The organism is Mesorhizobium kowhaii, assembly GCF_003253745.1.
Lineage (GTDB): Bacteria > Pseudomonadota > Alphaproteobacteria > Rhizobiales > Rhizobiaceae > Mesorhizobium > Mesorhizobium kowhaii.
Map to the genome: position 1 here is coordinate 292674 of NZ_MZXV01000080.1, position 24827 is coordinate 317500.

Here is a 24827-nt window from a genome sequence, read left to right on the forward strand (position 1 = left end):
CCTGCCGGATAGCGTCAGCTGCTGATCATCGCGCTGTCTTGTTGAGAGCGGTGACGACCAGCGCGAGAATCACCGCCGCGGCGGCGATTTCCCACACGAAAGCCTGCTTGTAGAAAGGCGGCGTGGCGAGCTGCGCCTTGCCGGCGAGAGTGTTGGGGTCCGGTGGATTGAGGAAGAAGACGCCGTAGAGATGCGCCGCCGTGATCGAAACCAGCAGCGCAATGCAGAAGACCAGCGCCACGACCAGCGCTACGGTCACCACACTGCGCACCTTGACGCCCGGCTGGGCCAACGGCAGCAGGTTGTTGATGAGTCCGGCAAGCACCACGAGACCGCTGCCGACCGCGTACAGGCCGATGGAAAAGGGTTGGAAGATCAGCACCAGCGCCATGACGCCGAGGCCAATGATGAAGACCTCGAGGCAGTACGCGCCGGCCCGGCTCATGCCGGAAGAACTGTCGCTCATGACCGCACCGCCTTTCCGGCGCCATCGAAGACATGGGTTTGCCTGGGATCGGGGCGTAGATTCAGCGCCTCGCCGACCTTGACCCGCTGGCTTCTCGTCACCACGACGCGGATGTCGGCGCCTGCCGCCGTGCGGGCATGAATAAGGGTTTCGGCGCCCATGGGCTCGATGAGCTCGGCCCGGGCGGAGATGGTGCCACGGTCCCCCGTATCGGTCGCGGTGAAGGCGCGGGGGCGGACACCGATCGTCACCTTGCCGGGCTGCAGGCGCGCGACCGCCGCGTCCGTGCGGATCGCCAGATTAATGCCGGCCACGGCCATCTCCGCCGTGCCATCGGCGAAGGTCTTGAGGTCGGCCTCGAGAAGATTCATCTGCGGCGTGCCGATGAAGCTCGCCACGAAAGCATTGGCGGGCTTGGCAAAAACCTCGTGCGGTGAGCCGACTTGCTCGATCAGGCCGTCCTTCATGATGGCGATGCGGTCGGCCATGGTGAGCGCTTCGAGCTGGTCATGGGTCACGATCACGGTCGCTTTGGAGAGGCCCTGCAGCACTTCCTTGATCTGGCCACGCATGCTCTGGCGCAGTTCGACATCGAGACGCGACAAGGGCTCGTCGAAGAGGAAGCAATTGGGGTCGCGGACGATGGCGCGGGCCATGGCGGCGCGCTGCTTTTCGCCCTCGGATATCTGGTTCGGCAGCCGGTCGAGAACGTGCTCCAAGTGGAGGATCGCGGCGACGCGGTTGACGCGGGCAGTCCGCTCAGCCCTGGAAATGCCGTCATGATAGAGCGGGAAGGCGATGTTCTCGCCGACCGATGCCGACGGGTAGAGCGCGTAGAACTGGAACACCATGGCGATGTCGCGCTTTTCGGGCGGCAGGTTGTTCATCACCTTGCCGGCGATGACGACCTCGCCGTCAGTGACGCTTTCCAGCCCGGCGATGACGCGCAGGGTCGTCGTCTTGCCACAGCCGGACGGGCCGAGAAGGCAGACGACCTCACCGGCGGCCACCGACAGGTCAACGTCCTTGACCGCGGTGAAGGAGCCGAAACGCTTGGTGACTTTGCGGAGTTCGATGGTTGACATCTCAGCGCTTCACGGTGCCGAAGGTAACGCCGCGCAACAGATGGTTTTGCAAGAAGAAGGTGACCAGGAAGACTGGGACGAGGAACAGGGTTTCGATGGCGGCAAGCAAAGTCCAGTCGGTGCCGCGTCCACCCGACGACACGGCCTGGTTCATGGCGACCGGGACCGTCCTCGTGTCGGGCCCCGAGAGCAACAGGGCGAAGAGGAACTCGTTCCAGGTGAGGATCAGGCCGAACACGAACGTGGCGGCGAGCCCGGCAATGACCTGGGGCAGGCAAATCTTGAAGAACACCCGCATTCCGGACGATCCGTCGATGCGGGCGGCATCCTCGACGTCTGGCGACAATTCATCGAAGAAGCTCTTCATCATCCAGATGGTGAAGGCCAGGTTGAAGGCGGTGTAGAGCATGATGATGCCGAGATACGAGCCCGACAGGCCCACTACGCGGAACATCAGGATCACCGGAATGATCACCACAATCGCCGGCAGCATGCGCGTGGTCAGGATGATGAACAGGTAGGTGTCATTGCCTTTCAGCGGATAGCGCGAGAAGCCGAAGGCCGCCAGGGTGCCGATGACCAGCGCCAGCAGCACCGACGCCGAGGCGATGAAGATCGAGTTGAAGAAATAACGGTCGAATCCTGTCGCTTCCGGGGCACCGTCCGGCGTCATCGAGCGGGAAAAGACGGACCCAAAATTTTCGAGCGTGGGCTTGAACACAAAATGGTCCGGAATCAAGCCGAACAGCGACGTGGGCGACAGCGTCGGAGGCACCAGGAGCGCGTCGCCCTGCGGTTTGAAGGCGGTGAATATGATGAACAGCACCGGCAGAAAATAGATAAAGGCGACGACGGCCACGGCGAGCGTCCGCCCCCAGCCGGCCTTGTCTACTCCGCTGGCCCTGCCGAAGCCGAGCTTTCCCAATATCGATTCGGCCACGGGTCAGGCTCCCTGCGTACGGCGGTTTGCGAGGTACAGGTAGAGGTTGGTGAGAACGATCACCATGAACAGCATCAGATAGGAGATCGCCGCGCCCTCACTCGTCTTGTTCTGCTCGTTGGCGATGCGGATCAAGTGATAGGAGATCGTCAGTGTGTCGTTGCCGCCCTTGGTGAGGAGGATGACGAGATCCGCCAGCTTGAATGCCTCGATGGTGCGGAAGAGAAGGGCCAACATCAGAAGGCCGCGGATGTAGGGGAAGGTGATCATCCAGAATTGCCGCCAGCTGGAAATACGGTCGATGGCAGCGGCCTCGTAAAGGTATTTCGGCACCGAGACGAGGCCCGCCAGCACAAGGAGCATGACGAAGGGCGACCACATCCATGCGTCGGCGAAAACGATTCCCGCCACGGCACCGACTTTGTTGCTCATCAGGATGAACTGGTTGCCGGAGATGGAATTGATGACGTAGCTGAGAATCCCGAATGTCGGGTCATAGTAGTAGGTGAAGAACACGCCAGAGGCGACAACCGAAAGCATCATCGGTGTCAGCACCAGGATCAACAAATACTTGCGCAGCGGAAATTGCTTGGCGAACAGGATGGCCAGCAGAAAGCCGACGATCATCTGCGCGGAGACGGTGAACACGACGAACATGGCGGTATTGATCAGCGCGCCCCAAGTCGCGTGAGCAGCGAGATCGTTGGTAAGGATCCGGACGTAGTTCCCGAGTCCGACGAAGCGGATCGTCTGCTGGTTTGCCTGGTAGGCGAAGAACGAAAGGCCCAGCGACCACAGCAGGGGGAAGATATTCATCACAAACAGAACGGCGATTGCCGGAGCGACCAGCAGGGCGCCGAAGTAGTGGCGGCGATACGCGTTGACGGTAAATGCGGCCGCGACCAACGCCGCCGCGGCGCCCACCACCCAGAAGGAGACAGCCGCCGGCAAGCCCGCCATTGATATGGCCGACACGACGACAGCGACAGCGATGGCGAGTTTCCAGTTGTGGGCAACAACCGCGGTAAGGCGTGGTGTCAGCAGCGTGCTTGAAACAGCGGTCATGGGAGTCCGAAATATGGAGCGCCTGACGTGGCAATGATGGGGAGCGGCTTTTGCCCGCTCCCCGCAGCTATGTCGGAAGGTTACTGGATAAGGCCAGCGTTCTTCAGGAGGTCCTCCTGGAACTTGGCGATGTTATCCAGGGTGGTCTTGGCGTCCTGCTTGCCAGTGATGGCTAGGTCGTACTGGTCCTGCTGCTGGGTGAGCAGTTCGAAGAACTGCGGCACGTGCCACATGTCCTTCTGCCAGTCGAGCGAGTTCGCCCAGGCGCGGTCCCACGGACGATAGGTCACGTATTTCGGATCGCTGTAGACCGACTTGATCGCGGACTGGCCGCCGCCGGCGGCGAACTGGTGCTGGATATCGGGCGAGAGCCACCACTTCACGAAGCCCACCGCTTCCTTGATTTGCTCAGGCGTCGTCCAGGTGGTGAGAACGAAAGGCTGTCCGCCGATCTGTGACGTACGATTCACCTTGCCGTCGGGGCCGCGCAGGCCTGGCGCCAATCCGAACACCAGCTTGTCGGCAACCTTCGACGTCTTGGGATCGAGCGAGGCTTCGCCGAGACCGATCCAGTCGATGTTCATGGCCACCTTGCCTTCACGGAACAACTGGTCCGAGACGAAGATGTCCATGGTGCCGGTCTTGACCACCGGCGGCATGTACTTCAGCAATTTGAGGAAATGCTCCATGCCCTCGATGGACTTCGGGGAGTTTACGACGCCTTCGGCATGTCCGGTCGGGGCCTTGGTTTCATCCCAGATGCCGCCGCCATGCTCCCAGACGAACGTGTGGACCGAGCTCGTCGAGAAGTCGTAGCCTTTGCCTGCCTGATAGGCGATGCCGTAGAAATCGTCATCCAGCACCTGGCCGGCGAGCTTGTCGCCCTTCTTGCGCTGGAAGAATTCGCCAACATGCTCGAACGTGTTCCAGTCCATGGCGTCGATTTCTTCGCCGGTGCAGGGCAGCTTCTCATTGTACTTCGCCTTGAAGGCGGCCTGCTCGTCGTCGTTGCAGAGCACGTCCTTGCGGCCGTAGGTGACCAGCACGTCCGGGAACTGCGGGAAGCCGTAGTAGTTCGGCGTGCTGTTGGGATAGGTCGAGTAGGCGTTGAGCACGGCGGGATGCATCGACTCCATCGTCGCCTTGAGTTCCGGGTCGGCATCGATGAGATCGTTGATCTTGCGGAAGTAGCCGCCTTCGACGAAGGCGCCCAGCCACTGCGAGTCCGACACGATGAAGTTGTACTTCTTTTCGCCCGAGGTCAACGAGGCGTTGACGCGGGTGTAGAAATCCGGCCACGGAATGAAGTCGACATCGAGCTTCACGGTATTGCCAGACTTGGGCTTGTACTGCTCGTCGAAGAACTTCTTCATAATGCGGGTCGGGGGCCAATCCGGCACCGCCATCGTCAACGTCACTTCTTCGGCAGAGGCATAGGTCACGCCTCCCACCAGTAGCGTGGCAGCGAAGCTTGCGGCTGTCGCTAGCCCTTTCACTTTGGTCATCGCCGTCATTCGCGTTTCCTCCCTTGGTTAACCGGATTGCTTCTCGCCGTTCGCGTCAGGTCATTGCCTGGCCGCTCACGGCGCGGAAGACGTGGATTTTCCTGTTATCGATGGCGATCGATGCCGAATCGCCGGTCCTGATGCTGGCGGCGATCGCTTCCGGCAGCACCATGCGCAACATCTCGCCGCCGGCCTCGACCGAGACGATCGTGATGTCGCCGAGCGGTTCGACCAGATGCACTTTCGAGGCAACCCCGGCTTCGCCCTTGGCGGCGAGCCGAATGTCGCTCGGGCGAATGCCGATCAGCGCGGCCTCGCCGGCATCGGCAGTCTTTGGCGCCGTCGCCGGAACCAGAGTCCCGAGCGGCGTGTCGAAAGACCTGGTGTCGGCGCGCACCGAGGCCGCGAACAGATTCATGTGCGGCGAGCCGATCTTGCTGGCGACATAGGTATGGATCGGCTGCTCGTAAAGCTCGTCCGGCGTGCCGATCTGGACGATGCCGCCATCGCGCATGACGGCGATCGTCTCGCCCATCGAGAGAGCCTCGAGCTCGTCGGGCGTGGCATAGATCACGGTCATGCCGAACTGGCGGTGCAGCCGCTTCAGCTCGGCGCGCGTCTCGTGCCGAAGCTTGGCGTCGAGATTGGTGAGCGGCTCATCGAGGAGAAGAATCTTTGGCCGGCGGATCAGGGAGCGGCCGAGCGCGACGCGCTGCTGCTCTCCGCCGGACAGGGTTGCCGGCTTGGCCTTCAGGCGGTGTGTCAGCTTCAGGATCTCGGCGGTCTCTTTCACCCGCTTGTCGATCTCGGCGCGCGCGGCTTTCTCCTCGCGCAGCGGATAGGCGAGATTGTCGTAGACCGTGAGGTGGGGGTAAAGCGCGAAAGACTGGAAGACCATCGAGATGCCGCGGCCGGCGATCGGCGCATGGGTCATGTCGCGGCCGCCGATCTCAAGCGTGCCGGAGTCGGCCTGGACGAGGCCGGCGATAGTGCGCAGCGTCGTCGTCTTGCCAACCGAGCTCGGCCCGAAGAGTACGAAGAAGCGGCCTTCGTCGACGGCGAAGCTCAGGTCGTTGATGGCGCGCACGGATCCATAGGCTTTGCTGAGCCCATCGAGGCGCAGCGCAATCCCCTTGCCGGCACTGGCGCGAGGCGACGTCTGCGTCACGATGCGCCACCTCGTGCGGACGGAACACGCGCCATCCGTGTGATCCTCCTCGCCCTGCCGAAATGGACTGCGGCTGTCATTCCCGATCCGCCTTTTCTTTCCTAATCTGGTATTACCAATTTAAGATGCTCGTCAAGCGCTTTCTTAAAATTTGCCGTCACCAAAATAAGCTGAAAACGTCCGCTATATGTCGGTATTTCCTTCATTTTTGGCAATTCTCCACCTTCATCCCGTTCGCAAAACGCCAATCCCCAAAATCACTGAAATCGCCGACCTTCAAATCTGGTCGAACCAGATTCGCCCCGAGCTACCGCGGCGACCGCCCCGGATTGCCCTCGACGACCCCCCAATCCGGTCCGCGTCGGGAGAAGTCTCATATCCTGCATCCGCCTTCGTCCAGCCCTCCTCCATGCCCAACTCACGCCGCCACCACCCCTGGTCAGGATGGCGCCCGGAGTCGCGCCTGGCGCACCAGCGCTGAGGCCGCCCACCGGGCGACGGCCAGGGTCTTGCCGCTGTCCAGGCCCCAGATGTCCTTCAGCACAATCAGCAGTTCGACGCCGAAAATCAGCGACAGCGCCTGCGCCAGGCGCTCGAATTCGCGCGGCGGCAGCTCGCCCCTCAGTGGCGCAAGCGCATCCTCCAGCAGGTCCATGCGATGGCCACGGGTGAAGGGTGGCTCGCCGCCCAGTGTGCCTGCCTGCCCGCGCCCCCATTGGTCCAGCGACAATTTCAGCGCTGCCTTGAACGTTGCCTCGAAGGCCTCGATGCGCGGCATCGCGCTGTCTATCAACTCCGCCACGCGGCGTTCGGCATCGGACGAATCGGATCGCCACTCGAGTATCGGGCCTAGCCCTTCGTCGACCACCGCGTGGACCAGGGCTGTCTGGCTGGGGAAATAGCGATAGGCCGTGGCGCGCGAGACTTCCGCTGCTTCGGCAACCTCGCTGACCGACGGCGTGACGCCCGCCTGCATCAGCCTTGTCGCCGTCTCCAGCATCAGCCGTTTCGTGCGCGCGCGCGGTCCACGCTCGACGGCTGGGCCGCTTCCCCGCTCGGCGTCTTCGCTTGCTGGGGATTGTTGACGTGAGACATCCATGTCAATACGATACGCGCGTCTCAAAAATTTGCAATGACCTTCGCATCGTCGAGCGGCCTGGCAATGAGCGGTGGGGCGCAGCATTGCGCCTTCCTGGATCGGGGAACGCAATGAAGCGCATCTATGTCGTGGGCACGGCGGACACCAAGGGCGAGGAACTCGCCTTCCTGGCGGATGCGATCGCCGCCACGGGCGCCATCGTTTCGCGCGTCGATGTCGGGACGCGTGACGCAACCATCGCGGTGGACATCTCGGCGAAGGACGTTGCCGGCCATCACCCCGGCGGTCGTGACGCGGTGCTCGGCGGCAATGACCGTGGCGCCGCGGTTGCCGCCATGGGCGTCGCCTTCGCCCGCTTTGTCCAATCGCGAAACGACATCGCCGCCATGATCGGCATTGGCGGCGGCGGCGGCACCTCGATCATCACGTCGGGCATGCGTGCCCTGCCGCTCGGCCTGCCCAAGATCATGGTCTCGACGCTCGCCTCCGGCGACACCGCTCCCTATGTCGATGTCTCCGACATCGTCATGATGCCATCGGTGACCGACATGGCCGGGCTGAACCGGCTTTCCCATGTCGTCTTGCACAACGCCGCCCAGGCCATATCAGGCATGGCGGCCAGGCCGGCGCCGCCGGCCGACGGCAAACCGTCGATCGGCCTCACCATGTTCGGCGTCACCACGCCTTGCGTGACCGCCATCGCCGACCAGCTTCGCTCCACCTATGACTGCATGGTCTTCCACGCCACCGGCACCGGCGGCCGCAGCATGGAAAAGCTGGCCGACAGCGGCCTGCTGTCCGGGGTCATCGACATCACCACGACCGAGGTCTGCGACCTCCTGCTCGGCGGCGTGCTGCCGGCGACGGAGGATCGTTTCGGCGCGATCGCCCGCACCGGGCTGCCCTATGTCGGCTCGGTCGGCGCGCTGGACATGGTCAACTTCTGGGCGCCTTCGACCATCCCGGAGCACTATCGCGGACGACTGGTGTACGAGCACAATCCGAACGTCACCCTGATGCGCACCACGGCACAGGAATGCCGCGCGATCGGCGAATGGATCGGCGCCAGGCTCGCCCTCTGCCAGGGGCCGGTGCATTTTCTGATTCCGGAAAAAGGCATCTCGGCGCTCGACATCGAAGGCGGTGCTTTCTTCGATCCAGAGGCCGATGCCGTTCTGTTCGAAGCCATCGAGCGCACCATCCAGCCGAACGACATGCGCCGCGTGACGCGCCTGGCGCTGCACATCAACGACCCCGAATTCGCCAAGGCCGCGGTTGCGGCTTTTCTCGACATCGCCAGACAGTGAGAGATTCAAGACATGCCCGCCATACCGCGCAAGGACGTACTGAAGAAATTCAGGGGAATGATCGACAAGGGCGTGCCGATCGTCGGCGGCGGCGCCGGCACCGGCCTGTCGGCCAAGGCCGAGGAAGCCGGCGGCATCGACCTCATCATCATCTACAATTCCGGCCGTTACCGCATGGCAGGGCGTGGCTCGGCCGCCGGACTGCTCGCCTATGGCAATGCCAACGAGATCGTCAAGGAAATGGCTTATGAGGTGCTGCCGGTGGTCAAGAAGACGCCGGTGCTCGCCGGCGTCAACGGCACCGACCCGTTCGTCATCATGCCGCTGCTGCTGGCCGAACTGAAGACGATGGGCTTCTCCGGCGTGCAGAATTTTCCCACCATCGGCCTGTTCGACGGCAACATGCGGCGCAGTTTCGAGGAAACCGGCATGGGCTTCGGGCTCGAGGTCGACATGATCGCCGAGGCGAACAAGCTTGACCTTCTGACCACCCCCTATGTGTTCAATCCCGACGAGGCTCGCGCCATGACAAAAGCCGGCGCCGACATCGTCGTCGCCCATATGGGGGTGACGACCGGCGGCTCGATCGGCGCCACCTCGGCCAAGTCGCTTGACGACTGCGTTGTCGAGATCGACGCCATCGCCGATGCGGCGCGTTCGGTGCGCAAGGATGTCATCCTGCTTTGCCATGGCGGGCCGATCTCGATGCCGGATGACGCGCGCTATATCCTCGACCGCTGCAAGGGCCTGCACGGCTTCTATGGCGCAAGCTCGATGGAACGGCTGCCCGCGGAAGCGGCGATCGCCAAACAGACGGCGGATTTCAAGGCCGTCACGCTCGGTGGCGAGAAGACCATGCCGAAGAAAAAGAAGGGATGAGACGATGAGCGACAAGAGCAAAATGTTTGTCTATCCGAAGGACGTCAGCGCCTTCGGTTTCGACTGGGGCAGGCTGGCGCTGACCGTAGCGCCCGAAGTGAATGGCGCGACACGCTTTTCCGGCGGTGTCGTCGACCTGCCCTCCGGCAAGGGCCACACGCGCCACAATCATCCGGGCGCCGAGGAAATCATCTTCGTCATCTCAGGCAACGGCGAGCAGATGGTCGAGGACGAAAAGGGCAATCCGGTGGTCGAGAAGGTCGGCCCCGGCTGCACCATCTATGTGCCGGAAAGCCGTTTCCATTCGACGCTCAACACCGGCGATGGGCCAATGCAGCTTTTCGTCGTCTATTCGCCGGCCGGGCCAGAACTGGTGCTGCGCGAGCTGCCGGATTTCAGGTTGCTGCCGCCGGGCGGGAAGGACTAACGTCAGAGGCTGAGACCAATCTTCATCGCACGAGCGACCCTTGCCAGGTTGTTGGCATCGCTTCCCGAAGCGAGCCTATTTGGCAGAGTGGGGACGTCGCGTTCTGATCGGAAAGCATCCGACGATTGTAGGCGCGCCACCCAGTAGGACATACAGTTTTCCGCTGCCTCTGAACCAAGTTGCCAGAATACAAACCGAACAGAATTTTGTGGGAACATGAAACCTGGGATTTCAGAATGCGCGAGCTGTTCAGCTAGTTTGCGTGGAGCACCAAAACGCTCGAAGAATGGCAGGACAGTCGTCTGAATGTTGGCAACGATGTTCGCGATTTCAGCCTGACGGGTAAGCGGGTTTGCGATGTTCCATGTCTGCCAGTGATGCGGGGTTCGCAAATTGCCAAGCTGTCCACCCGCGACCCAGTTGCTGGCATTGGCCGGCCAACCGCTGCGTTCGTCCCATTCCCTTATTACCTTGTTGTGGACCGACGCATGCACGACGAGTTCGACATACTCTCCACCGACATTCAGATAGTTTGACTGAAAGGAAATCTTGAATATCCAGTCGCCGGTTCGGCGACTTGCATGAGGACCGCTTTTTGCAAAGCGAAATCCAACAGGTTCGAGCCGAGAAGAAATCTGGTGGCATGCGTCGAGAAAGACTTGCGTTGGCGCTTCCCGATCCATCTTAGCGATTGCTCAGACGGTCAAACCAGCATCTATGACGCCCCACCTCTATTCCACCCCCGGCCCCGGTCGCCGAACATCATATAGCCAGTGTCAGTCACGGCAACCGTATCCTCCAGCTTGATGAAGCCCCGCGTCGGGTGCAGCATCGTCGTCTCGACCGACAGCACCATGTTTTTTTCCAGCGGCTTGGCCGCATAAGTGCCCTCATAGGTCACCGGATGGTTGGTCATCAGGAACGGCGTTTCATGCGTGATCAGCCCCATGCCGTGGGCGAAGAAATCCGTATAGGCCGCGACCTTCGACGCCTTCAGCACGCCCTCGGCATGGGAAATCATGTCGCCGCCCAGCGTGCCCGCCTTGACCTTGGAGAATGCCGCCTGCTGCACCGTCTCGACCTCGGCCAGCAGGTCTTCGAGTTCGGCATCCGGTTCGCCCAGAATGCCCATCCTGCAGAGGTCACCGATATAGCCGTGATAGTTGCCGCCGGAATCGATCGACAGCACCTCGCCCTTCTTCCATGCTTGCGGTGAGGCGGCGCGGTTGTGGCTGGAGCCCAGCGTCAGCAGGCAATATTCGAAATGCGCGCCGCGATTGGTTTCCTCGCGCCGAAGCTGCTCGATGATCTCGGTCTTGGTCGTGCCTTCGCCTGCCCAGGCAATGGTCGCCAGCATGGAATCGGTGATCAGTTCGGAAGCCGTGCGCAGCTTCTCCAACTCGGCATCGGTCTTGATGGCACGCATGCTCTCCAGCATGGCTGTCGCATCGATCAGTTTGGCGTCCGGCAGCGCCTTGCGGATCAGCGTGTAGGCGTCCGACGGCAGGAAGCTCGGCTCGATGCCGATGCGGGCGTCCGACTTGCCAATCTTCTGCAAATGCTCGACGGCAAGATTGGCGGCATCGAGTGTGCCCCAGCAGGCGGCGTGCAGCGTCGGTGTCCAGAACGGGTTGTTCTGGTGCTCGGCGCCTTCCATGCGGTTGCCGATATAGGCGGCATGGTCCGGTCCGCCCTTCTCATAGATGACGACAGGCAGATAGCGGCTGTGACCGATCGCATCCATGGCGGCAAAGAAGATGAATTTGTAGCCTCCAAGCAGATACTGCGTGTTGTGCTTGGAGGTCGCGAGCAGCACATCGATGCCGGCCTCCTCCATCAGCCGGTCGACCCTTGCCTGGTCGAACGGGATATTGCTGACGGCACTCTTGCCCGGAGCAATGTTCATCTCTCTCTCCCTGAATTGCCTGAGATCGCCGGCTATTTGCTCCCGATCCCTTGGCTGTGGATCAAATCTGCACCATTTTGCTCACTCTGGTCTAGCCAGAAATACGCGAAATAGCCCCGCTATACGGTCACCAAGTCGTCATTCGTCACATCTCCCGCTGATCTGGTCCTACCAGAGTCGACCGGATTGAACCGCTTCCTCTAAACTGGTCCAGCGGACGAAAATTTCAAAGCCAAGCGAGGATGCGCCAATTCCGTCTCTGGCGAAACCCTCGGCAAGGCTCATAATCGCCACCGCAAGGATGCTGGCGGGCTCACCGGCGTTCGAGGGGTGTTGGCGCACCGGCCGGGTCGCGGAGAGGACGGAGTTCGATCATGTCAGGTTTCACGATTTCCAGACGCACGATGCTTGCCGGCTCGGCAATGCTGCTGGCCTCCACGGCCATGCCGACACTCGGCTGGGCGCAGACGCCGAAGAAGGGTGGGCGCCTGGTGCTTGCCGCCGATTCGGAGCCGCGCAACCTCAACCCGGCGATCGTCGCCTCCAACGGCGTCTTCTTCATCTCCAGCAAGATCGTCGAAACACTGGCCGAAGCCTCCTTCGATGGCAAGGACGGGCTTGCGCCACGGCTGGCCGTTAGCTGGGAAGGCGCTGCCGACGGGCTCTCCGTGACGTTCAAACTGCGCGATGGCGTCAAATGGCATGACGGCAAGCCGTTCACCTCTGCCGATGTCGCCTTCTCGGCGCTGCAGATCTGGAAGCCGCTGCAGAATCTCGGCCGCACCGTGTTCAAGGACCTCGCCGCCGTCGATACGCCGGATGATCTCACCGCCGTGTTCAAATTCGCCAAGCCGACCCCGTTCCAGCTGATCCGCAACGCGCTGCCGGCACTGAGCAGCGTGGTGCCGAAGCACATCTACGAGGTGGGCAAGATCGAGGACAATCCGGCCAACAACGCGCCCATCGGCACCGGGCCGTTCAAGTTCGGCGAATACAAGGCCGGCCAATATTACCGGCTGACGAAGAACACGGATTACTGGGGCAAGGACGAGCCCTATCTCGACGAAATCATCTATCAGGTGCTGCCCGACCGCACGTCGGCCGCAAGCGCACTGGAAGCCGAGGAGATCCAGCTCGCGGCCTTTTCCGCCGTGCCGCTGGCCGATCTCGACCGCATCTCCAAGGTGCCGGGCCTCAAGGTGATCTCCAAGGGCTATGAGGGGCTGACCTATCAACTCGTCGTCGAGATCAACCACCGCCGCAAGGAGCTGGCCGACCTCAAGGTGCGCCAGGCGATCGCGCATGCCATCGACAAGGATTTCGTCGTCAAGACGGTGTTCCTCGGCTATGCCGCCACCGCCACCGGTCCGGTGCCCAAGAACGACCCGCAATTCTACACCGCCGACGTGCCGACCTATGCCTTGGACGTCGCCAAGGCCAACGCGTTGCTCGACGAGGCCGGCTACAAGAAAGGCGCCGACGGCAACCGCTTCTCGCTGAAGCTTTTGCCAGCGCCCTATTTCAACGAGACCAAGCAGTTCGGCGACTATCTGCGCCAGGCGCTCGCCGCCATCGGCATCGACGCCCAGCTGGTCAACAACGACTCGGCCGCGCACATCAAGGCCGTCTACACCGATCACGCCTTCGACCTCGCCGTCGGCCCGCCGGTGTTCCGAGGCGACCCGGCGATCTCGACCACCATCCTGGTGCAGAGCGGCATTCCCGGCGGCGTGCCGTTCTCCAACCAGGGCGGCTACAAGAACGACGCGCTCGATGCCCTCATCGCCAAGGCCTCAGAGACGCTCGACACCGCTGCCCGCACCGACCTCTACAAGGAATTCCAGAAACAGGTGGCCGCCGACCTGCCGCTGATCAACGTCGCCGAATGGAGCTTCATCAGCGTCGCCCGTGACACGGTCGGTAACATCGCCAACAACCCGCGCTGGGCGGTGTCGAACTGGGCGGACACCTATTTGGAATCGTGACACGCGGATGAACATTCGCGGCGAAATCAGCAGGGAAATTTGGTCAAGGCTGAGTTCCGTCCCACCTCCTGATCACCTCAACGCTCGGCCATCGAGGCCGCCATGACCCGCGCCCTCATCCTCCTCCGTCGTCGTCTCGTCGGCAGCATCTTCGTGCTGCTGATCGTCGTAATCGGCACCTTCCTGCTGCTCGAAGCAGCGCCCGGCGACGCGGTCGACGCCTATATCGTCTCGACCGGCGGCGACGCCGGCATGATCGAACTCTTGCGCCACCGCTGGGGCCTCGACCAGTCAGAGCTGACGCGGCTGGCCAACTATCTCTGGGCGCTGCTGCATCTCGATCTCGGCCAATCGGTAACGTTCTCCCGGCCGATCCGCGACGTGATCCTCGAGCGGTTGCCCAACACGCTGCTGTTGATGGTCAGTGCCACCGCACTCTCCTTCGGTCTGGGCTCGGCACTCGGCATCTACGCCGGTGCCAGACCCGGCAGCGTCCGCGACCGCTTCCTGTCGATAGGCTCGCTGGCGCTCTATGCCGTGCCGGGTTTTTGGCTCGGCCTGGTGCTGATCGTGGTCTTTGCCGTTGACCTGCGCTGGTTGCCGATCGGCGGCATCGAAACCCTGGCTTCGGACAAGACCGGCCTCGACCGCGCCACCGACATCGCCATTCACCTCGTCTTGCCGGTTTCTGCCCTCGGCTTCATCTATCTGGCGCTCTATCTGCGCATGATGCGCGCCGGCATGGCCGAGGTCTGGCGGCAGGATTTTGTCCTGGCCGCCCGCGCCAAGGGATTGTCGCGTCGTCGCATCGTGCTCGCCCACGTCGCCCGCAATGCACTGCTGCCGCTGGTCACCATGCTCGGCCTGCAATCGGCGCAAATGCTCGGCGGCAGTGTCGTCATCGAGAGCGTCTTTTCCGTTCCAGGGCTCGGCAGGCTGGCGCAGGAAGCGGTGGCCGCGCGGGACACCCCATTGCTGCTCGGGATTATTCTCACCAGTGCCGTCCTGGTCATCGTCATCAACCTGCTCGTCGACATCGCCTATGCCTTTCTCGATCCGCGCGTCGGTGCCGGCGAGGCCGGCGCATGAGTCCCGTCCGCCGCTTTCTGAGCACGCCCGAGGCGGTTGCAGGTACGATCCTCCTGACGGCGCTGATTGCCATGGCGCTGTCGGCGTCGCTGCTGTTTCCCGGCGACCCGCAAGCCATCGCCGGACCAGCGCTGCTGCCGCCGTTTCAGGACTGGTCGCTGCCGCTCGGCACCGACCGGCTCGGCCGTGACGTGCTGGCCGAGCTGTTCCACGGCGCCCGCACCTCGCTGGCCGTCGGGCTCGCGGCAGCGGCGGCAGCACTCGCCGTCGGCTCTGTCGTTGGCACACTGGCTGGTTTTGCCGGTGGCCTCGTCGACGAGGTGCTGATGCGCATCACCGACGCCTTCCAGACCGTGCCGAGCTTCCTGCTGGCGCTGGCCTTCGTCAGCGTCGTCGGACCATCGCTCGGCATCGTCGTGATTGCCATCGCGCTCGGCACCTGGACCGGCCCAGCGCGTGTCGCGCGCGCCGAAGTCCTCTCCATTCGCGAACGCGATTATGTTGCCAGCGCCCGCGCCATCGGCATGCATCCGCTGGCGATCGCCTTTCGCGAGGTGCTGCCCAACGCCCTGCCGCCGGTGCTGGCGATGTCCTCGGTGATCGTCGCAGCCGCGATCCTCACCGAAGCAGCCTTGTCCTTCCTTGGCCTGGGCGATCCCAACCGCGTCACCTGGGGCGGCATGATCGCCGAAGGCCGCGCCGTGCTACGCACCGCGCCCTTCCTGTCGATCGTCCCGGGGATCGCACTGGTGCTGACGGTACTGGGCGTCTATCTCGCCGGCGAAGGCATCGTCGAAACGACAGCCGTAAGAAGAGGCCTGTCGTGACCGCGCTGGCTTCGCTCCGCGACCTGACGGTGACCTACCGCCGCGATGGCAATGAAGTGGCGGCGCTGAGACGCATCAATCTCGATATCGTCGCTGGTGAACGCCTGGCCATCATCGGCGAAAGCGGTTCGGGCAAGAGCACGCTGGCATTGGCGATTGCCGGGCTGTTGCCGCGGTCTGCCAGAATTGAAGGCCGCATTGACTGGTTCTTGCCATCGTCTGGTGCCAAGTCACCCCCTTCTGTCCTACCGGACATCTCCCCCTCAAGGGGGGAGATCGGCAGCTCCACCGCCGGCTCTCCAATTGCATCCTCGGCGATTGGCGAAACCAGAAATGAGGGCGCAATCTCCCCCCTAGAGGGGGAGATGTCCGGCAGGACAGAGGGGGGCGCGAAGGATCGCCAACCATCCACCATTGCTAGAGACTATAAACCCCTCGGTGGCCGCGACATCGGCTTCGTCTTCCAGGATCCGTCCGCCAGCCTCGATCCGGTGATGGCAGTCGGCAAACAGATTGCCGAAGTGGCGCGCACGCATCTCGGCCTGACATGGCCGCAGGCGTACGCGAAGGCAAAAAGCTTGCTCGAACGTGTGCGCCTGCCAGACCCAGACTCGGCCCTACAGTCCTTCCCGCATCAGCTTTCCGGCGGCCAGAAGCAGCGCGTGGCGATCGCCGCCGCCATTGCGGCGAGTCCGAAACTGCTGATCGCCGACGAGGCGACCAGCGCGCTCGACACCATCGTGCAGGCCGAGATCGTCGCCTTGATCCGGCGGCTGGTGGCTGAGGATGGCATGACGCTGCTGTTCATCAGCCACGACATCGCGCTGGCGGCCGAGCTTGCCGAACGCATTGCCGTGTTCCGTCATGGTGAACTGCTCGAGCTCGGCACGACGGCACAGATCGTCGGCGCGCCAACCCAAGCCTATACGCGCACGCTGCTCGACGCCCATATCGGCCTCGACGCCGCGCCGCTGCTGAGCCGAGCCGGGCTCAACGCATGAGCTTGCTCACGATTTCCAACCTCACCAAACGCTACCGTCGCGGCGGCAAGACCATCGCCGCCGTCGACGATGTCTCCTTTCACATCGACCCCGGCGAGACGTTGGCCCTGGCCGGGCCCTCCGGCAGCGGCAAATCGACGATCGCGCGGCTGGTGCTGCGGCTGATCGAATCGGATGCTGGCCGTATCGAATTCGAAGGCAATGATTTCCTGGCTTTGGGTGGCGCCGCGTTGCGAGCGCGCCGCGCCCGCCTGCAGATGGTGTTCCAGGATCCGCTGGCCGCCTTCAACCCGCGCGCCACGGTGGCGCGCATGCTCGACGATCCCTTGCGCATCCATGGCATCGCCTCCCGCGCCGAACGCCCGCGCCGCATCGCCGCCTTGCTGGAGCGCGTCGGGCTGACGACTGATCTCGCCCCGCGTGCCATCCACGAAATCTCTGGCGGCCAGCGGCAGCGCGTCGCCATTGCTCGCGCCATCGCGACAAAACCGTCGCTGATCGTGCTCGACGAAGCGGTGTCGGCGCTCGACGTCTCGGTGCGTGGGCAGATCCTTGAATTGCTGCTCGACCTGCAACGCCAGGAACAGATCGCCTATCTCTTCATTTCACATGATCTCGGCGTCGTCCGGGCGATCGCCCACCGCGTTGTCCTCCTCGAAGCTGGCCAGCTTGCCGAGAGCGGCGATGCCCATGCCGTCATCGACGCGCCGCAATCGGCTATCGGCAAGGCACTGGTGGCGGCAGCGCCGAGGTTGAACAGGACCAGACCATGATCCCGAACCGAAGGTCAGCGAAGCAAAAAGTGGAAACCGGTTTTCGGACAAGATCATGGTCAAACAACAAGCCAGGACCCAACATGACCGACCCCGAAGCCAGAGCCGAAAAACTGTCGCGCGAACTCGATTCCGCCTTTCGCAACCGAGCCGATCTCTACCGTCTGTTCCTCGACGAACTGACCGGAGAGCTGGGCGCAGAAAGAGCAGAAGCGATCATGATCCACGCCATCGAACAGCGCGGCAAGGAAGTGGCCGCGGCCGCCTTCGCCGGCTTCGGCGCCAACGACGCACGCGCGATCGGCGAGGCCTTCCTGGCGGTCAGTCCGGACGGCGGCCGCATGTATCCGACCGAAGTCGAACGCAGTGATGACCGCATCGCCTTCAAGGTGAAGCGCTGTCCGCTCAAGGATGCTTGGGTCGAGGCCGGTGCCGGCGGCGAAAAACTTGCCGCGCTCTGCCGCATTGCCGGCGCCTTCGACCGCGGCCTGTTCGAGGCGACCGGCGTGCGTTTCGACAACGTCACCTGGGCGCCAGGCCACGGCTCTGGCTGCTGCCATATCGCGCTGACCAACAGGGCCTGCGATCAAGAGGCAGACGATGCTGGACGCGCCTCACCGAACTGAAGGACATAAGCGACGCCGACACTGTTGGAAAGAAGCCTGGCAGGATGACAGTGAGGCCCTTCCTTGCTCTGATCGAGTGCATGAATCGGTGGACGGCGCCTCATTGAGGGGAGACAACAATGCATGTCGTGACATTGCTGAAAGCGGAGATGTTCGACGTCGAGATCGACGGCAGGCCGGCTTCGATCGCGCAGGCCTTGCCGAACTGGAACCCGCATGACCGGTTCGGTCTGGTGATCGACGATGCGCTTGGCGGCATCGGCGCGACCCATCTGCTGCAGATCGCCATCACCTCGTTCTACGACGTCAAGCCGAGCCGCCGGACCGAGTTGACCGTCTACCCGGAAATCTATGCCTTCCACATCGGCAAGGGCTACGGCGCGCATGCGCCGTACGATTTCTGGCCCGCCTGGCGCGAGGTCATCACCTCGCGCGATCACCGTGAGGTTCTCGACGCTATCAATGATCGCGGCATCACAAGACTTGCGGTTCCCGATCGCCAGCCGCGCGAGGTCGTGCATCGGCCGAAAGAAGTCGATGCGGCACTCGACCGCATCGCTTCGGCATTCGTCTACAGCCCGTCGGGCCGCGTAGTGGATCCGGATCTCATCATTTCAGGCAACGACAAGCGAACAGAATACAATCCCAACAGCGCCTTGCGGCCTCGCTACACCGATAGCCGGCCGGCTTCGGATTCGACTGCTGCCAAGCCGGTCAAGGAGGTTGATCCGTCTTACCAGGAATGGCTCCGCAAGCGCGAGCACGACCTGACCGGCGACCAGCGCGCCTTCGTCGAAGGCCGCCGCGAAGCGCTGAGAAAGGACGGCCTCGTCACAGAGTCCTATCGGCGTGTCGGCGTCCACGAAGCCCTGATGCGCCTGGCATCGGCCGGACTCGGTTGAGCCTTCGTTCGATCAATAGCCGACCGTGAAACGCCGTCTAATGTGGGCCGGCTTCTCGATCTCGTCGACCATGACGATGGCGTAGTCCTCGAAGGAAATGCTGCTGCCCTTGTCCGAGGCGAGAAGCGTGTCCTTGCCGAGGCGGAATTGGCCGGTGCGCTCGCCGGGGCTGAACACGGCGGATGGCGACAGGAACGTCCAGTCGAGGTCGCCGACCGTCTTCAGTTTGTCCAGGAAGTCGGCGCCCCTCTGCGCTTCAGCCTTGTAGATCGCCGGGAATTCCGGCGTATCGACCAGCCGCTTGCCGGGTGCGACTTCGAGACTGCCGGCGCCGCCGACGACAAGATAGCGCTTCGCGCCGGAGGCGCGCACGGCAGCGATCAACGTGTCGGCATCGCTGTCGAGAAAATGCACCGCGCTGATCACCACATCATGGCCGCGGATCAGGTCGGCGAGACCTTCCTTGTCGAAGACGTCGCCCTTCCTGGCTGTCACGCCCGGCAGGGCGGCGATCTTTTCCGGATTACGGGCAATGCCGGTGACCGAGTGGCCACGATCGGAGAGTTCCCTGAGAAGGCGCGAACCGGCAGCGCCTGATGCGCCTATGAGAGCGACTTTTGCCATGTCTTTTTCCGTTTCCTTGTTGGAGATTGCTGGTGGATGGATCATGCCGCCGCGATGTGGGCGACGAGGTTGTCGAAGCTGCCGAACAGTGCGTTCGAACCGATGAGCCGGGGCGCATCGTTGCGGATGACCGCCAGAGCAGGCACGCCATCGGCATGCAGGCGCTGAAACAGCGCGCGGCCACGGCCGACCAGTTCGCGGTGGGCCGTCATCAACCCTTCAGTCGGCGCCTTCAGCAGGTCGCCGGCGTCCGTCATGCCGGCGGCGGCGAGCACCTCGGCAACGCCACCGATGGTCACGACATCGCGGCCGTCGACATAGCGCGCCCGCTGGATCGCCTTCAGCGCGGTCAGCCGGCGGCTCGGATATTCCAGGCCGGCGGCACTGATGCCGAGGGTGGCGGCATGGGAGTCCAGTAGCGTCCCGCGGACATTGAGGACAGCGTGTTGATAGGCCTGCGTGAACGGCTGTCCGGTCAACCGTTCGATGCGCTGATCGTTCGCCCAGGCGTGGGCGGCAAAACCTTCATCCATCGGACGCGCGCCGGCACCCGAGAATAGGCCGGTCGGCAGCAACTCGACGCGCACGCCTCCGGCCGACAGCCTGTCCAGCATCGGAGTGGCGCCATAGCACCAGCCGCAGAGCGGATCGAAGAGGTAGGTCACTTCTGAATTGCTCATGATCGCTGCCATCCTTGGTGCGGGATACCGGCTGCCGGGCCTGCCGATGTGTTCGCGTATCCATGACAGGCGGCGGTCTTGCGATAAACGGCGCCCAATAATACAAACTGTCTGATCCAATCAGACAAAGGCTGTCGCCTTGGCCGAACTTCTGAACCTCAATCGGCTCGCCTACTTTACCACGGTGATGGAAACCGGCTCGTTCACCGCGGCGGCTGACCGGCTTGGTGTCGCCAAGGCCGTGGTCAGCCACCAGATCGGCAAGCTCGAGGAAGAACTGGGCGCAACGCTGCTGCAACGCACGACGCGGCGCGTCACGCCGACCGAAGAGGGCCGCCTCTTCTATGACCGGGCGATGATCATCCTGCGCGAGGCGGAGGCGGCTTATGGCGAAATCTCGCATGGAGCGGTCGAGCCGAGCGGAACGCTGAGGCTGACCGCGCCGCTCGACTATGGCACCAAGATGGTGGCCCCGGTCATGGCGGCCTATCTGAAGATCTATCCGCATATGCGCGTCGAGGCGATCTTCGACGACGCGGTGAGCAATCTGGTGGACGAGCAGATCGATCTCGGCATCCGCGTCGGCTGGCTCACCGATTCCTCCAACCAGGCGCGGCGCCTGGGCACGATACGGCAGACCGTGGTGGCGAGCCCCGCCTTCGCGGCAAGCCTGCCACCCGACGTGACCCCGCGCCAGGCCAGATCGCTGGCCTGGGTCGGCAATGCCCAGCTGCGCGGCATTGGCCAATGGCTGTTTTCCAGGGATGGTGAGACGGTGCTGACCGAACTCAATCCGATCATCATGTGCGACAAGAGCCCCGCCGCCCATGCCTGCGTGCTCGCCGGCATAGGACTGGGCGTATTTCCCGATTACAGCGTCAGCGACGATATCGCCGAGGGACGGCTGGTGCCGGTGTTTGCCGACTGGAGGTTGCCCACCGGCGGCATCCATGCCGTCTTTCCGCCAGCCCGATTTCGCCCCGCCAAGGTGCGCGCCTTCGTCGAATTGCTCGCGGCTGCCGAGAAAAAGCGATCTCGCGGCCGCACTATGGCGTGACGCCAATACGGGCGATCGACTGCAGCCGCTGCAAGAGGTAAGGGCTATTTCGGCCGCCAGAAACGTCAGTAAAAGCTTACATTGATGCGAAACCGGCCGCTCTCAAGCGGCTTGAAGTTTGGTTTTGGGGGGCGGGCTTCGTTTCAGTCGCGGCTTGTGGGCTTGGGCGTGTTTGGGTGCGGCTGAGTCGAGCCGAGCGATGGGCATGGCGCCTTAAATCGAAACGCCCGTCGGCTTGGGGCCTGACGGGTGTTTTGAAGATTTGGTTTTGGGGACAGGATTTGTTTTTTTGTGCCGCGGCGTCGGCTTGGCCTCGTTGCGGGCCCTGAGGGGTTCAGTTCCATGGCCACGGTCATCCGGATACAAAAACAGCCCGGGCTGAGCCGGGCTGTATTTGTATTTGGTTGCGGGGACAGGATTTGAACCTGTGACCTTCAGGTTATGAGCCTGACGAGCTACCGGGCTGCTCCACCCCGCGTCACCTTTGGATGTAAGCCCAAGCCTACAATAGGATGGCCTACAGATAGGTAGATGGCTCACCAAATGAAAGGGCCGCTTTCGCGGCCCGGGCTCCCGTTGGCGGGCCTTATGCATGTCGCCCAAAAGTGTTTAGCGGTTTTGGGATAACGACATGTATCAACAAGGACGTAGAGAGAAGATTCCTCTCCATCCAGTATCATTTTCGATACTGGATGTGAGATCAACGTGCGTTTAGCAGACCTGGCAGCGACCTACTCTCCCGCGTCTTGAGACGAAGTACCATCAGCGCTGGAGCGTTTCACGGCCGAGTTCGGAATGGGATCGGGTGCAGCCGCTCCGCCATAACCACCAGGTCGGCAAAACGCACGTTGTTCGAGAAGCTGTTTTTTGTGCCAAGGCGACGTTTTGCAATTGGCTTTCGGGCAAAGCCCGCAAGCGCGACTGCGCGTCGCCGGTTTTCCGGCGCCCTCGCGGAGCATAGGCCCTGTAGGGGCTGCTCATGCGTGAGCGCTGGGAATGGGCATAAGGAATGAGAACGATCAAGCCGATCGAACTATTAGTACCGGTAAGCTTCAAGCGTTGCCGCTCTTCCACACCCGGCCTATCAACGTGGTCGTCTTCCACGGTTCTCAGGGAATACTCGTTTTAAGGTGGGTTTCCCGCTTAGATGCCTTCAGCGGTTATCCCGTCCGGATATAGCTACCCTGCTATGCGGCTGGCGCCACAACAGGTCCACCAGAGATCCGTCCATCCCGGTCCTCTCGTACTAGGGACAGATCCTTTCAATATTCCTACACCCACGGCAGATAGGGACCGAACTGTCTCACGACGTTCTGAACCCAACTCACGTACCGCTTTAAATGGCGAACAGCCATACCCTTGGGACCTGCTCCAGCCCCAGGATGCGATGAGTCGACATCGAGGTGCCAAACAACCCCGTCGATATGGACTCTTGGGGGTCATCAGCCTGTTATCCCCGGCGTACCTTTTATTCGTTGAGCGATGGCCCTTCCACGCGGGACCACCGGATCACTATGACCGACTTTCGTCTCTGCTCGACTTGTCAGTCTCGCAGTCAGGCAGGCTTATGCCATTGCACTCAGCGAACGATTTCCGACCGTTCTGAGCCCACCATCGCGCGCCTCCGTTACTCTTTAGGAGGCGACCGCCCCAGTCAAACTACCCACCATACATTGTCCCGGACCCGGATAACGGGCCGCGGTTAGACATCCATAGTAATAAGGGTGGTATTTCAAGGGTGGCTCCACCTGAGCTGGCGCCCAGGTTTCAAAGCCTACCACCTATCCTACACATGCCACTACGAATGCCAATGTAAAGCTATAGTAAAGGTGCACGGGGTCTTTCCGTCTAACCGCAGGAACCCCGCATCTTCACGGGGAATTCAATTTCACTGAGTCTATGCTGGAGACAGCGGGGAAGTCGTTACGCCATTCGTGCAGGTCGGAACTTACCCGACAAGGAATTTCGCTACCTTAGGACCGTTATAGTTACGGCCGCCGTTTACTGGGGCTTCGATTCAGAGCTTGCACCCCTCCTCTTAACCTTCCAGCACCGGGCAGGCGTCAGACCCTATACGTCGTCTTGCGACTTCGCAGAGCCCTGTGTTTTTGATAAACAGTCGCTACCCCCTGGTCTGTGCCACCCTCCTCTACTTGCGTAGAAAAGGGTCACGCTTCTTCCGAAGTTACGCGTGCAATTTGCCGAGTTCCTTCAGCATAGTTCTCTCAAGCGCCTTGGTATACTCTACCAGACCACCAGTGTCGGTTTCGGGTACGGTTTATAAGGAGGAGCTATTTCCTGGAACCACGCAGCAGCCCGTTCAATCCGATAAGATTGGACTACCTCAATGATCCGTCACTACCTCCAAGCCCACGAATATTAACGTGGTTCCCATCGACTACGCGTTTCCGCCTCGTCTTAGGGGCCGGCTAACCCTGCTCAGATTAGCTTTAAGCAGGAACCCTTGGTCTTTCGGCGGGGGAGTCTCTCACTCCCCTTACGTTACTCATGTCAGCATTCGCACTTCTGATACCTCCACCACCCCTCACGGGTATGGCTTCATCAGCTTACAGAACGCTCCGCTACCGCTCGTATTGCTACGAACCCTAAGCTTCGGTGTATGGCTTTAGCCCCGTTACATTTTCGGCGCAAAGACCCTTATTTAGACCAGTGAGCTGTTACGCTTTCTTTAAATGATGGCTGCTTCTAAGCCAACATCCTGGTTGTTTTGGGATCCTCACATCCTTTCCCACTTAGCCATAACTTGGGGACCTTAGCTGTAGGTCAGGGTTGTTTCCCTTTTCACGACGGACGTTAGCACCCGCCGTGTGTCTGCCGACTAGTACTCCCAGGTATTCGGAGTTTGGTTAGGTTTGGTAATCCGGTGAGGACCCCTAGCCCATCCAGTGCTCTACCCCCTGGGGTATTCGGTCGACGCTCTACCTAAATAGATTTCGCGGAGAACCAGCTATTTCCGAGTTTGATTGGCCTTTCACCCCTAGCCACAAGTCATCCCGAACTATTGCAACAGTTATGGGTTCGGTCCTCCAGTAAGTGTTACCTTACCTTCAACCTGCTCATGGCTAGATCACTCGGTTTCGGGTCTAATGCGACGAACTGAACGCCCTATTCAGACTCGCTTTCGCTGCGCCTACACCTAGCGGTTTAAGCTTGCTCGTCACACTAAGTCGCTGACCCATTATACAAAAGGTACGTGGTCACCCAGGACGAACCTTGGGCTTCCACTGTTTGTAGGCAATCGGTTTCAGGTACTCTTTCACTCCCCTTGTCGGGGTGCTTTTCACCTTTCCCTCACGGTACTAGTTCGCTATCGGTCATGCACGAGTACTTAGGCTTGGAGGGTGGTCCCCCCAATTTCAGACAGGATTTCACGTGTCCCGCCTTACTCGAGGACG

General features: G+C 61.9%; 22 protein-coding genes, 1 tRNA gene and 2 rRNA genes (1 of these 25 only partly in view). 11 read left to right on the plus strand and 14 right to left on the minus strand.

Annotated elements, in window-relative coordinates:
- Window positions 1–25: 25 nt before the first annotated feature.
- The 7 genes from B5V02_RS36925 to B5V02_RS36955 form a co-directional block, all read right to left on the minus strand.
- Entirely contained in the window at window positions 26–466 is a 441-nt protein-coding gene (locus B5V02_RS36925; RefSeq protein ID WP_095772406.1) for a hypothetical protein, read from the minus strand.
- The gene (locus B5V02_RS36930; protein ID WP_111548866.1) at window positions 463–1551 is read right to left on the minus strand and encodes an ABC transporter ATP-binding protein; all 1089 of its coding nucleotides are present in this window, start codon (window positions 1549–1551) and stop codon (window positions 463–465) included. The genes B5V02_RS36925 and B5V02_RS36930 overlap by 4 nt, the downstream gene beginning before the upstream one ends.
- Window position 1552: 1 nt before the next feature.
- Window positions 1553–2491: a carbohydrate ABC transporter permease gene (locus B5V02_RS36935; protein ID WP_095084794.1), complete on the minus strand. Its 939-nt coding sequence runs from the start codon at window positions 2489–2491 to the stop codon at window positions 1553–1555.
- A 3-nt stretch (window positions 2492–2494) separates the two neighbouring features.
- Window positions 2495–3556 carry a carbohydrate ABC transporter permease gene (locus B5V02_RS36940; RefSeq protein WP_111548867.1) on the minus strand — a complete coding sequence of 354 codons (1062 nt, stop codon included), beginning with the start codon at window positions 3554–3556 and terminating at the stop codon, window positions 2495–2497.
- Between the two features lie 80 nt (window positions 3557–3636).
- On the minus strand, window positions 3637–5070 hold the full coding sequence (locus B5V02_RS36945) for an ABC transporter substrate-binding protein (protein ID WP_111548868.1): 1434 nt from the start codon (window positions 5068–5070) through the stop codon (window positions 3637–3639).
- Window positions 5071–5116: 46 nt separating this feature from the next.
- Window positions 5117–6229, minus strand: coding sequence for an ABC transporter ATP-binding protein (locus tag B5V02_RS36950; protein WP_111548869.1), 1113 nt, complete (start codon window positions 6227–6229; stop codon window positions 5117–5119).
- A gap of 439 nt (window positions 6230–6668) precedes the next feature.
- Window positions 6669–7328 (minus strand): TetR/AcrR family transcriptional regulator, encoded by a 660-nt coding sequence (locus B5V02_RS36955; RefSeq protein ID WP_111548870.1) that lies wholly within the window; start codon window positions 7326–7328, stop codon window positions 6669–6671.
- Between the two features lie 110 nt (window positions 7329–7438).
- Here B5V02_RS36955 and B5V02_RS36960 point away from each other — a divergent pair, with 110 nt between their 5' ends.
- Genes B5V02_RS36960 through B5V02_RS36970 form a run of 3 tightly spaced genes read left to right on the plus strand, consistent with a single transcriptional unit; the run spans window position 7439 to window position 9941 of the window.
- Complete coding sequence (locus B5V02_RS36960; protein WP_111548871.1) at window positions 7439–8635, plus strand: Tm-1-like ATP-binding domain-containing protein; 1197 nt, start codon at window positions 7439–7441, stop codon at window positions 8633–8635.
- Window positions 8636–8647: 12 nt separating this feature from the next.
- Window positions 8648–9514: a phosphoenolpyruvate hydrolase family protein gene (locus B5V02_RS36965; RefSeq protein ID WP_111548872.1), complete on the plus strand. Its 867-nt coding sequence runs from the start codon at window positions 8648–8650 to the stop codon at window positions 9512–9514.
- Window positions 9515–9518: 4 nt separating this feature from the next.
- Window positions 9519–9941 carry a cupin domain-containing protein gene (locus tag B5V02_RS36970; RefSeq protein ID WP_111548873.1) on the plus strand — a complete coding sequence of 141 codons (423 nt, stop codon included), beginning with the start codon at window positions 9519–9521 and terminating at the stop codon, window positions 9939–9941.
- Window positions 9942–9943: 2 nt separating this feature from the next.
- Here B5V02_RS36970 and B5V02_RS40320 read toward each other — a convergent pair whose 3' ends face one another.
- Complete coding sequence (locus tag B5V02_RS40320) at window positions 9944–10624, minus strand: DUF4304 domain-containing protein (RefSeq protein WP_146606217.1); 681 nt, start codon at window positions 10622–10624, stop codon at window positions 9944–9946.
- 32 nt (window positions 10625–10656) lie between these two features.
- On the minus strand, window positions 10657–11847 hold the full coding sequence (locus B5V02_RS36975; RefSeq protein WP_111548874.1) for a M24 family metallopeptidase: 1191 nt from the start codon (window positions 11845–11847) through the stop codon (window positions 10657–10659).
- A gap of 374 nt (window positions 11848–12221) precedes the next feature.
- Here B5V02_RS36975 and B5V02_RS36980 point away from each other — a divergent pair, with 374 nt between their 5' ends.
- The 7 genes from B5V02_RS36980 to B5V02_RS37010 all read left to right on the plus strand — a co-directional run bounded on the left by B5V02_RS36980 (window position 12222) and on the right by B5V02_RS37010 (window position 19050).
- Window positions 12222–13832 carry an ABC transporter substrate-binding protein gene (locus B5V02_RS36980; protein WP_111548875.1) on the plus strand — a complete coding sequence of 537 codons (1611 nt, stop codon included), beginning with the start codon at window positions 12222–12224 and terminating at the stop codon, window positions 13830–13832.
- Window positions 13833–13934: 102 nt separating this feature from the next.
- Window positions 13935–14921: an ABC transporter permease gene (locus tag B5V02_RS36985; protein ID WP_111548876.1), complete on the plus strand. Its 987-nt coding sequence runs from the start codon at window positions 13935–13937 to the stop codon at window positions 14919–14921.
- The gene (locus B5V02_RS36990) at window positions 14918–15748 is read left to right on the plus strand and encodes an ABC transporter permease (RefSeq protein WP_111548877.1); all 831 of its coding nucleotides are present in this window, start codon (window positions 14918–14920) and stop codon (window positions 15746–15748) included. The genes B5V02_RS36985 and B5V02_RS36990 overlap by 4 nt, the downstream gene beginning before the upstream one ends.
- Window positions 15745–16749 (plus strand): ABC transporter ATP-binding protein, encoded by a 1005-nt coding sequence (locus B5V02_RS36995; protein ID WP_281005060.1) that lies wholly within the window; start codon window positions 15745–15747, stop codon window positions 16747–16749. The genes B5V02_RS36990 and B5V02_RS36995 overlap by 4 nt, the downstream gene beginning before the upstream one ends.
- Window positions 16746–17522, plus strand: coding sequence for an ABC transporter ATP-binding protein (locus B5V02_RS37000; protein WP_111548878.1), 777 nt, complete (start codon window positions 16746–16748; stop codon window positions 17520–17522). Before B5V02_RS36995 ends, B5V02_RS37000 begins: the two co-directional genes overlap by 4 nt.
- Before the next feature lie 83 nt (window positions 17523–17605).
- Complete coding sequence (locus B5V02_RS37005) at window positions 17606–18148, plus strand: L-2-amino-thiazoline-4-carboxylic acid hydrolase (protein WP_111548879.1); 543 nt, start codon at window positions 17606–17608, stop codon at window positions 18146–18148.
- Between the two features lie 119 nt (window positions 18149–18267).
- Window positions 18268–19050: a hypothetical protein gene (locus B5V02_RS37010; RefSeq protein ID WP_111548880.1), complete on the plus strand. Its 783-nt coding sequence runs from the start codon at window positions 18268–18270 to the stop codon at window positions 19048–19050.
- Between the two features lie 12 nt (window positions 19051–19062).
- On the opposite strand, the gene B5V02_RS37015 is transcribed toward B5V02_RS37010, so the two are convergent.
- Window positions 19063–19674, minus strand: a complete 612-nt coding sequence (locus B5V02_RS37015; protein WP_111548964.1) for an NAD(P)-dependent oxidoreductase — start codon at window positions 19672–19674, stop codon at window positions 19063–19065.
- A 41-nt stretch (window positions 19675–19715) separates the two neighbouring features.
- Window positions 19716–20354 (minus strand): DsbA family protein, encoded by a 639-nt coding sequence (locus B5V02_RS37020; RefSeq protein WP_111548965.1) that lies wholly within the window; start codon window positions 20352–20354, stop codon window positions 19716–19718.
- 139 nt (window positions 20355–20493) lie between these two features.
- Between B5V02_RS37020 and B5V02_RS37025 the strand changes: the two genes are divergently transcribed.
- Entirely contained in the window at window positions 20494–21411 is a 918-nt protein-coding gene (locus B5V02_RS37025) for a LysR family transcriptional regulator (protein ID WP_111548881.1), read from the plus strand.
- A gap of 401 nt (window positions 21412–21812) precedes the next feature.
- On the opposite strand, the gene B5V02_RS37030 is transcribed toward B5V02_RS37025, so the two are convergent.
- The 3 genes from B5V02_RS37030 to B5V02_RS37040 all read right to left on the minus strand — a co-directional run.
- Window positions 21813–21889: transfer RNA gene (locus B5V02_RS37030), tRNA-Met, on the minus strand.
- A 240-nt stretch (window positions 21890–22129) separates the two neighbouring features.
- Window positions 22130–22244: ribosomal RNA gene (gene rrf, locus B5V02_RS37035) — 5S ribosomal RNA — on the minus strand.
- A 182-nt stretch (window positions 22245–22426) separates the two neighbouring features.
- A 23S ribosomal RNA gene (locus tag B5V02_RS37040) occupies window positions 22427–24827 on the minus strand; it runs 405 nt beyond the window's last position.

What these genes read in the sequence shown, in the direction of transcription:
- B5V02_RS36945 (WP_111548868.1), bottom strand. Translation starts at nt 5,070, where the DNA reads ATGACGGCGATGACCAAAGTGAAAGGGCTAGCGACAGCCGCAAGCTTC.
- B5V02_RS37020 (WP_111548965.1), bottom strand. Translation starts at nt 20,354, where the DNA reads ATGAGCAATTCAGAAGTGACCTACCTCTTCGATCCGCTCTGCGGCTGG.
- B5V02_RS36980 (WP_111548875.1), top strand. Translation starts at nt 12,222, where the DNA reads ATGTCAGGTTTCACGATTTCCAGACGCACGATGCTTGCCGGCTCGGCA.
- B5V02_RS36970 (WP_111548873.1), top strand. Translation starts at nt 9,519, where the DNA reads ATGAGCGACAAGAGCAAAATGTTTGTCTATCCGAAGGACGTCAGCGCC.
- B5V02_RS36965 (WP_111548872.1), top strand. Translation starts at nt 8,648, where the DNA reads ATGCCCGCCATACCGCGCAAGGACGTACTGAAGAAATTCAGGGGAATG.
- B5V02_RS36960 (WP_111548871.1), top strand. Translation starts at nt 7,439, where the DNA reads ATGAAGCGCATCTATGTCGTGGGCACGGCGGACACCAAGGGCGAGGAA.
- B5V02_RS36925 (WP_095772406.1), bottom strand. Translation starts at nt 466, where the DNA reads ATGAGCGACAGTTCTTCCGGCATGAGCCGGGCCGGCGCGTACTGCCTC.
- B5V02_RS36940 (WP_111548867.1), bottom strand. Translation starts at nt 3,556, where the DNA reads ATGACCGCTGTTTCAAGCACGCTGCTGACACCACGCCTTACCGCGGTT.
- B5V02_RS36985 (WP_111548876.1), top strand. Translation starts at nt 13,935, where the DNA reads ATGACCCGCGCCCTCATCCTCCTCCGTCGTCGTCTCGTCGGCAGCATC.
- B5V02_RS40320 (WP_146606217.1), bottom strand. Translation starts at nt 10,624, where the DNA reads ATGGATCGGGAAGCGCCAACGCAAGTCTTTCTCGACGCATGCCACCAG.
- B5V02_RS37015 (WP_111548964.1), bottom strand. Translation starts at nt 19,674, where the DNA reads ATGGCAAAAGTCGCTCTCATAGGCGCATCAGGCGCTGCCGGTTCGCGC.
- B5V02_RS37005 (WP_111548879.1), top strand. Translation starts at nt 17,606, where the DNA reads ATGACCGACCCCGAAGCCAGAGCCGAAAAACTGTCGCGCGAACTCGAT.
- B5V02_RS37000 (WP_111548878.1), top strand. Translation starts at nt 16,746, where the DNA reads ATGAGCTTGCTCACGATTTCCAACCTCACCAAACGCTACCGTCGCGGC.
- B5V02_RS36990 (WP_111548877.1), top strand. Translation starts at nt 14,918, where the DNA reads ATGAGTCCCGTCCGCCGCTTTCTGAGCACGCCCGAGGCGGTTGCAGGT.
- B5V02_RS37010 (WP_111548880.1), top strand. Translation starts at nt 18,268, where the DNA reads ATGCATGTCGTGACATTGCTGAAAGCGGAGATGTTCGACGTCGAGATC.
- B5V02_RS36930 (WP_111548866.1), bottom strand. Translation starts at nt 1,551, where the DNA reads ATGTCAACCATCGAACTCCGCAAAGTCACCAAGCGTTTCGGCTCCTTC.
- B5V02_RS36975 (WP_111548874.1), bottom strand. Translation starts at nt 11,847, where the DNA reads ATGAACATTGCTCCGGGCAAGAGTGCCGTCAGCAATATCCCGTTCGAC.
- B5V02_RS36955 (WP_111548870.1), bottom strand. Translation starts at nt 7,328, where the DNA reads ATGGATGTCTCACGTCAACAATCCCCAGCAAGCGAAGACGCCGAGCGG.